The organism is Streptomyces sp. MBT65, assembly GCF_016612545.1.
In the GTDB taxonomy this organism is placed as follows: Bacteria; Actinomycetota; Actinomycetes; order Streptomycetales; family Streptomycetaceae; genus Streptomyces.
Genome location: NZ_JAENRY010000367.1, coordinates 1 through 7,109, shown reverse-complemented (window position 1 = coordinate 7,109; position 7,109 = coordinate 1). Strand labels below are relative to the sequence as shown.

Genomic DNA, 7,109 nt, shown 5'->3' with positions numbered 1-7,109 from the left:
TCTCCCCCCGGACCGACCTGCCTGTCTGCGAGGGGAGTGTAGTTCGACGCCCCCTCCCCGGTCCGGCCCGCAACGGGAACCGGTGCCCGCCCCGCCGACACCCCCTGAACTGGCCGTACGCCATGGGGCGTTGCGAGCCCCGGACACGGCCCGGCATGCCGTCCCTACCGTGGTCGTACGCGACCGGGTGGCCGGAAGAAGCCAAGGAGCCGAAGAAGCCGACCCAGCCGACCCAGCCGACCCAGCCGACGAAGCTGAAGAAACCGATGGAGCCGATGGAGCCGAAGGAGAGGTCCCCGTATGGGAGTTGAGGATGCCCACCCCGAGTTGATCCGCGACGAGCATCCCTGGCAGTCCGCCCAGGGCTGGCGCGGCCACGCGCATGTGCGGGTGTGGCGCACGGCACCGGACCAGGTGATCGTGGCGATCAGCGGCAGGAGCGCCGAGTACGACCTGGAGACGGTGCTCCCCCTGCTCCGCGCCGAATACCCGGACGACACCGCCGAGTTCTTCTTCCACCGCCCGATGGACTGGACGACCCTCGGCTACTACGCGGAGCTGACGTCGAACGACGACGGCACGGTCACCAGCACAGACATCGCGGGCGACACCGTGGCGGCCCGCCTCGGGCCCTCCTTCTACGCGACCGAGGATCCCGACGACCACTCGGGCGGCTATGGCTGTGCCTGACCCGGGAGTTCAGCGGGTCGGATCCGGACGCCCGCCGCGGGTCAGCGCGCGGGCGCACCAGCCGATGACCGAGGCGTTCACCAGCGCGCCGAGGACGACGGCGACGACGAACATGGCCTTGCCGTCCGGCAGTACGAGGAGCACGAAGCTGGCCGGGGCGGTGGCCAGGACAGGGACGACGCCCGCCATGGACTCGCCCGAGTCGTCCATGACGGTCACGACGACGGTCCAGACGACGATGGCCAAGCAGATCCCGAGGTAGCCGAGCGCGAAGGGGTTGCGGAGGTTCAGGCCGAGTCGGTGGAAGGTGGAACGGCCGGCATGGGCGTCGGTACCGGGCATGGGTGTACTCCTAAGTGCGCTCAGGCGAAGGGACATTGATGGTCCGTCAGAGGTGTTCCGCACCCGGCGGGTTCGGGCGGGTGATGCCGAGGTCGTAGGCGAGGATCGTGGCCTGGACCCGGTCGCGCAGGCCGAGTTTGCGGAGCAGGGCGTTGACATGGGACTTGACCGTGCCGACGGTGATGTCCAACTCCGCGGCGATCTCCGCGTTGTTGAGACCGGAGGCGAGCAGCGCGAGGACGTTGCGCTGGCTGCCGGTGAGGCTCTCCAGCTCGCGCGGACCTTTCGCCGTACCGGAGCCGGAGTGGAATCCCGCGCCCGGGCCGGACGCGTAGTGGCCGATCAGACGGCGGGTCGCCGACGGCGCCAGCACGCTCTCCCCGCTCGCCACCACCCGGATGCCGTCGAGGAGTTCGGAGGCGTGCACGTCCTTGAGGAGGAAGCCGGAGGCTCCCGCGCGCAGGGCGTCGAAGACGTACGCGTCCAGGTCGAAGGTGGTCAGGACGAGGACCCTGGGCGCGTTCTCCTTGCCGGTGATGATCCTCGTGGCGGCGATCCCGTCCAGTTCGGGCATCCGTACGTCCATCACGACCACGTCGGGGGCGAGTTCCGCGGCGAGGACCACCGCGGTCGCGCCGTCGGCGGCCTCGCCCACGACCGTCATGTCGTCCTCGGCGTCGATCACGGCGGCGAAGCCCGCCCGGACGATGCCCTGGTCGTCTACGACCAGCACCTTGAGGCTCATCGTTCTCTCTCCTCGTCGTCCGGCGCCGCGAGCGGCAGCCGGAGTCGGACCGTGCCCGGCGGCCGGCCGGCCGTCAGGGTGCCGCCGAGCGGCGCGATCCGTGCCGTCAGACGATCCCGTACGGCGGGGTCGGCGGCGCGCGGCACGCCGGTGGCCGTGATCGTCAACGTACTGTCGTCCACGTCGAGTTGGAGAACGGCGGGGTCGTCGTCGCCGGTAGCGAGGAGGGTCTCGGCGACGTGGTAGGCGGCCAGGTCCACCTCGGTGGGGAGCTGGTCCGGGACGCGGTCGGTGAGACGTATCTCCACGTCGCGGCCGGTGGCGCGGCACTGGTGGGCGAGCAGGTCGAGGGCCTGGACGGTGGGTTGGGGGCGCAGGGCGGGGGTTGTCGTCCCGTCGTCGTGGACGCGGACTTCGTCCAGGAGGGCGCGCATCGCGGCGAGGGCCTCGCGGGCGCGGGTCGCTGTTTCGTCCAGTCTGCCTGCCTGGGCCTCCGCGATCATGTCGGCGGTTCGGGCCAGCACGGTGGTCTCCAGACCGGCGGCGATCCGACGGCGTTCCGCCCAGGCGTCTCTTACGGCGTCCTCGGTCCAGGTGGCGAGTTGTTCTGTCCGGGCGCCCTGGGTTGCCCGGTTGCGGTGGGCGATCCGGGCTCCGATCCCGTGTGCGGTGACCATCACCAGGGACACGCCTGCTGTTGCGAACAGGATTACCGCCCAGGTGGGGAGTGTTGTGCCGCGGTGCAGGACGGCGATGGTCAGCGCGGTGGTGTGTGCGGCTGTGGCTGTGATCGAAAAGACGGGTACGGGGAGCTGAGGCAGTCGGTAGGCGCGGGCTGGCAGGGGCTGGCCGCGCCCCGCGGCGGAGCTGCACATCGATGCAGCCCCGCGCCCCTTGAAAGCCGCAAGCGCCACGCTCGTTGCGATCATGCTCAGTGTGGGTGGCAGCAGTACCGGGCCTGTGTAGTTGCCGACCTGCATCGCCAGCGGCCACAGCAACGCCAGCCCGATCAAGGTCAGTTGGACGGTTCGGGGCGCTCTGCGCAGCCACAGCAGGGCCACCGCCTGAGCTGCCGCCAGCAGGGCGAACAGCACTCCCGCCGACACATGCGAACCGCTCGACGCCGTCTCCGTGCGGATGATCAGCACCGGAAGCAGGGGCTGGAAGCACAGGCCGATCGCCGCGACGATCTGGGCGACGCGATAGCTCCGCGGGACGACGTGTTCCACCGGAGCCGCCGTACGGCCGGGCAGGACCGCTCGTACTTCCCAACCGCCGTCCGCCGTGGGGCCGGTGGTGAGCGTGCCGCCCGTCTCGCGGGCCCGGGAGCGGAGGAAGCCCTGGCCGCGGCCGCCGCCGAGGCCCGCGCCGTGGGCCGGTGCGCCGGACGGTGGTGCCGCGCTGGTGACGACGATGTCGGTGCGGGTGTCGCCGTAGCGGCAGATCACCGTGGTGTGGGCGCCCGGTGCGTGGCGGGCCACGTTGGTCAGGGCTTCCCGGACGATGCCGTAGGCCGCGTCCGCGACGGCGCCGTCCGGGAGGGGGTCGATCTCGGAGTCGACGGGTTGGTTGAGGCGGCGGAAGCCGGCGATCAGGGAGCGCAACCGCTCCTCGGGGGAGGGGAGTTCTTCGCGTGAGGGGGCCGGGGCGCGGACCGCGCCGAGGGCGCGGGTGACCTCGCGGCCGGTCTCGGTCGCGAACTCCAGTGCCTCGGCGGCAAGTTCGGGACGGCGTTCGCGCAGGCCGAGCGCGGCGCCGGCGGTGACGACGACGGCGGTGAGGTGGTGGGCGCTGACGTCGTGCAACTCCCGTTCCATACGGCGCCGTTCGGCCGCCGGGAGACGGTGGCGCTCGGTCTCGGCGCGGTTCAGGAGGAGTTCGGCCGCGTGCCGGGCGCGGCGGGACCGGCGTACGAACAGGCCCGCTCCGCACGCGGTGGCGTAGAGCAGGGCGATCAGGACGATGTCGAGACCGTTGTTGTCGCTGAGGCCGTGCAGGGTGATGTTCTGGAGCAGCTGCCAGGCGGCGAGCGTGACCACGCACAGGACCGTGGTGAAGGTGCCGCGCTCGCTCGCCACCGTGAACAGGGCGAGCGCGACGCCCGCGGTGCCGAGGACCGCCATCGCGCCGGTGGGCAGCGGGCCCGCGCCCACCGCGCAGGCGGCGGCGACCACGATCAGCGTGATCACCGGGCGGCTGCGGCGCAGCGCGAGCGCGGCCGCCACCGGTCCGGCGACCAGCGCGGCCACGAGCAGGTCGGCCGCGCTCGGCACGGTGCCGCGCAGCAGCGGAGCCCCCGGCCACACCAGGGCCTGGGCACAGATCAGCAGGACCGGGAGCAGCCGGTCGTCGGTTCGTTTCATGACATCCAAAGGCTAGGGGCGCAGGTGAACGGCCCGGCTCAGGCTGAAGGGGGATTACGGTCCCCCGCCTCTCTATCTCTGGTTCGACGCGGCAACCGTCCTTCCGCCCGAGGACCGGGCCCCGTCCCGCTCCTAGGCTCGATCACATCGAGGGAAGCGGTCGACCACCGCCTCCCACACCACCCACACCACCCAGGGGGATCTCCCATGTCCGTCACCAAGCGCACGCTCCTCTTCTCCCTCGCCGGCGTCGCCGCGGTCGGCGCAGTCGTCGCCGGCGGACTCGCCGCGTCGGCCGCCTCCGCGGCCCCCGAGAAGCCGACCCTGGAGCACGGCTCGGCCCACTACACCGCGCCCTCCGCGCACGCCGCCGGCTCCTTCACCTACACCGTCGACGTCAGCGACGACTCGGGCATCCGCGGCCTCAAGGTCGTTGCCTGGCCCGCGAGTTCGAAGCTGAAGCCGACCTCGGCCGACCTGCGGTCCGTCGAGTCCGCCACCTGCAAGAGCACCTCGGACGACACCTCGCGCTGCACCTACACCTTCAAGGTCACCCAGAAGGAGGCCGCCGAGGTGGCCAAGGGCACCTGGTACGTCTCGGCACTCGCGACCGCCAAGGACGGCGACACGACGTTCGTGCCCAAGGCCGCCACCTTCGACATCACCGGCTGACCCGGAGACACCCGCACCACCCGCACCACCCGCACCACCCGTACGGAAACACGGCGCCCCGTCTCGATCGAGACGGGGCGCCGTCGTCGCTGGTGTCGCGGGACGTCGGCGGACACCCCGAACTACCCTTCCGCACATGCGGACGGACGAGAGGGGCACGGAATGACCAACTCCCCGACAGCGACCGGGGGTTACTCCGCCACCCCCCTCGCCAGGAAGATCGGCGTCAAACCCGGCCACGAGGTGCACCTGCACCACGCCCCCGACCACTGGACCATCCCCGGACTTCCCGACGACTGCGAGGTCACCCCCGGCGGCCCCCGAGGCGCGGACGTCACCGTCGCCTTCTACCAGGAACGCCGGCACCTGGAGGCGGAAGCCCCGGATCTGGTTCTCGGTCTCGCCGATGCCGCCATGCTCTGGATCGCCTGGCCCCGCAAGGCCGCCGGGCATGTCAGCGACATCACCGAGAACGGTCTGCGCGAGCTCTTCCTCCCGCTCGGTGTCGTCGATGTGAAGGTCGCCGCGCTCGGCGACGACTGGTCGGGGCTGAAGTTCGTACGACGGCGGGAAAACCGGCAAAGCCGGAACAAAGGTCCCGCAAAATGAACGTGAGTTGGGGCAACCGGTCGATGTAGGGAAACATCTTGGTGAACGGCGAGTGCCGCGCGGTCGGTGCGCGGGCAGCGCCGGATGGCCGGATGGAGCGAAAGACGTGCCGGATGGAGTGAGCGACGTGGTGCAGCCGAGGATCGCCGTCGCCGTGGTGACCATGGGAAACCGGCCCGCCGAGGTCGACGCGCTCCTCGAGTCCGTGGCCAAGCAGGATCTCGCGCCCACCCGCATCGTGATCGTCGGAAACGGCTGCCGGCTCCCCGAGTTCACCGACCGCCTCTCCCTCCCCGGCGAGGTCACCACCATCGACGTCGACGAGAACCTCGGCTGCCCCGGCGGCCGCAACGTCGGCCTGGCCCGGCTCCGCGCGTTCGGCGACGTGGACGTCGTGGTGGAACTCGACGACGACGGTCTCCTCGTCGACGCCGACGTGCTGCGCCGCGTCCACGACCTGTACGCGGCCCAACCCCGCCTCGGCATCGTCGGGTTCCGGATCGCCGACGAGCACGGCGAGACCCAGCGGCGCCATGTGCCGCGGGTCGGCGCGGGGGACCCGATGCAGGGCGGATACGTCACCGGGTTCCTCGGCGGCGGGCACGCGCTCAGCATGGCGATGCTCGCCGAGACGGGCGACTGGCCGGCCGAGTTCTTCTTCGCGCACGAGGAGACCGACCTCGCCTGGCGCGCCGCCGACGCCGGCTGGCACATCCTGTACGCCCCCGAGCTGCTCCTCCAGCACCCCAAGACCTCGCCCGCCCGGCACGCCATCTACTACCGGGTCACCGCCCGCAACCGCGTCTGGCTGGTCCGCCGCCGGCTCCCGCTCGCGCTGATCCCGGTGCACCTGGGCGTCTGGACGCTGCTCACCCTCGTACGGACGCGGTCGCGCGCCGGACTGCGGGCCTGGTTCGGCGGCTTCATGGAGGGCCTGCGCGAACCGGCGGGGGAGCGGCGCCCGATGCGCTGGCGCACGGTGTGGCGGCTGACCCGGCTGGGCCGCCCGCCCGTCATCTGAGACACGGGTCTTGCGTAAGGGACGAGGACCCCGGTCGTTCACCTCCGCCGACCGGGGCCCTCTCGCGTCCCCGGACCCGGCCGCGACGGCGACACTCCCCCGAGTTGCGCGTCGTACGCGCGCACCGTCGGGCCAGATCCGATGAAGTGATCACATCAGGTCGCACCAACGGATCGCTAACATGTGGCCAAGGGTGCGCCCGGTGCCCCTGGGCAGTGTGGCCTGAAGTCGTGGGGCGACCGCCGGAGACAGCCGGTACGGTAACGGATTCCGGCTCCCGGACGCAGGGAGAAGGTGGCGGGAAACCGCTGTGAGCAGGGCGGAAATCCGCCAGGGACGGCGGAGACCTCCGCCGCGGAGCACGGCCGTGAGCGGCCGCGCGGAAGGGCGACGGGTCGGCGTGATGCGGTGCGAGCTGCGGTTCGGACTGCTGGGCACGACTGTCCTCTACGGCCGTGACGGCGACGGTGTGCAACCCGTCGGCAGCCCCAAGGTGCGGGCCCTGCTCGCCGCGCTGCTCCTGGAACCCGGCCGGGTGGTCTCGGTCGACGCCCTCAAGGACGCCCTGTGGGGCGGCGCACCGCCGGCGTCCGCGCACGCCTCCCTGCACAACCACGTGACCCGACTGCGCCGTCTGCTCGACGACCCCGAGCGGCTGCGCGCGGTC

8 protein-coding genes are annotated in these 7,109 nt (G+C 71.7%); 5 read left to right on the top strand and 3 right to left on the bottom strand.

Annotation, left to right across the window (positions count from 1 at the left end):
• Positions 1-300 precede the first annotated feature (300 nt).
• Complete coding sequence (locus tag JHN63_RS44830) at positions 301-690, top strand: hypothetical protein (protein ID WP_200690886.1); 390 nt, start codon at positions 301-303, stop codon at positions 688-690.
• A gap of 9 nt (positions 691-699) precedes the next feature.
• Here JHN63_RS44830 and JHN63_RS44825 read toward each other — a convergent pair whose 3' ends face one another.
• The 3 genes from JHN63_RS44825 to JHN63_RS44815 are packed head-to-tail and all read right to left on the bottom strand — an operon-like array spanning position 700 to position 4,140.
• Positions 700-1,032 (bottom strand): SCO4225 family membrane protein, encoded by a 333-nt coding sequence (locus JHN63_RS44825; RefSeq protein ID WP_200690885.1) that lies wholly within the window; start codon positions 1,030-1,032, stop codon positions 700-702.
• Positions 1,033-1,078: 46 nt separating this feature from the next.
• Positions 1,079-1,777: a response regulator transcription factor gene (locus JHN63_RS44820; protein WP_200690884.1), complete on the bottom strand. Its 699-nt coding sequence runs from the start codon at positions 1,775-1,777 to the stop codon at positions 1,079-1,081.
• Positions 1,774-4,140 (bottom strand): histidine kinase, encoded by a 2,367-nt coding sequence (locus JHN63_RS44815; RefSeq protein WP_200690883.1) that lies wholly within the window; start codon positions 4,138-4,140, stop codon positions 1,774-1,776. Before JHN63_RS44815 ends, JHN63_RS44820 begins: the two co-directional genes overlap by 4 nt.
• 207 nt (positions 4,141-4,347) lie before the next feature.
• Here JHN63_RS44815 and JHN63_RS44810 point away from each other — a divergent pair, with 207 nt between their 5' ends.
• From JHN63_RS44810 to JHN63_RS44795, 4 genes are all read left to right on the top strand, one after another.
• Entirely contained in the window at positions 4,348-4,812 is a 465-nt protein-coding gene (locus JHN63_RS44810; RefSeq protein WP_200690882.1) for a DUF5707 domain-containing protein, read from the top strand.
• A 162-nt stretch (positions 4,813-4,974) separates the two neighbouring features.
• Positions 4,975-5,421, top strand: coding sequence for a DUF3052 domain-containing protein (locus tag JHN63_RS44805; protein ID WP_200690881.1), 447 nt, complete (start codon positions 4,975-4,977; stop codon positions 5,419-5,421).
• 127 nt (positions 5,422-5,548) lie between these two features.
• The gene (locus tag JHN63_RS44800; protein ID WP_200690888.1) at positions 5,549-6,442 is read left to right on the top strand and encodes a glycosyltransferase family 2 protein; all 894 of its coding nucleotides are present in this window, start codon (positions 5,549-5,551) and stop codon (positions 6,440-6,442) included.
• Positions 6,443-6,845: 403 nt separating this feature from the next.
• Positions 6,846-7,109: winged helix-turn-helix domain-containing protein (locus tag JHN63_RS44795; RefSeq protein ID WP_200690887.1), on the top strand; the 264-nt coding region annotated here is incomplete at its 3' end.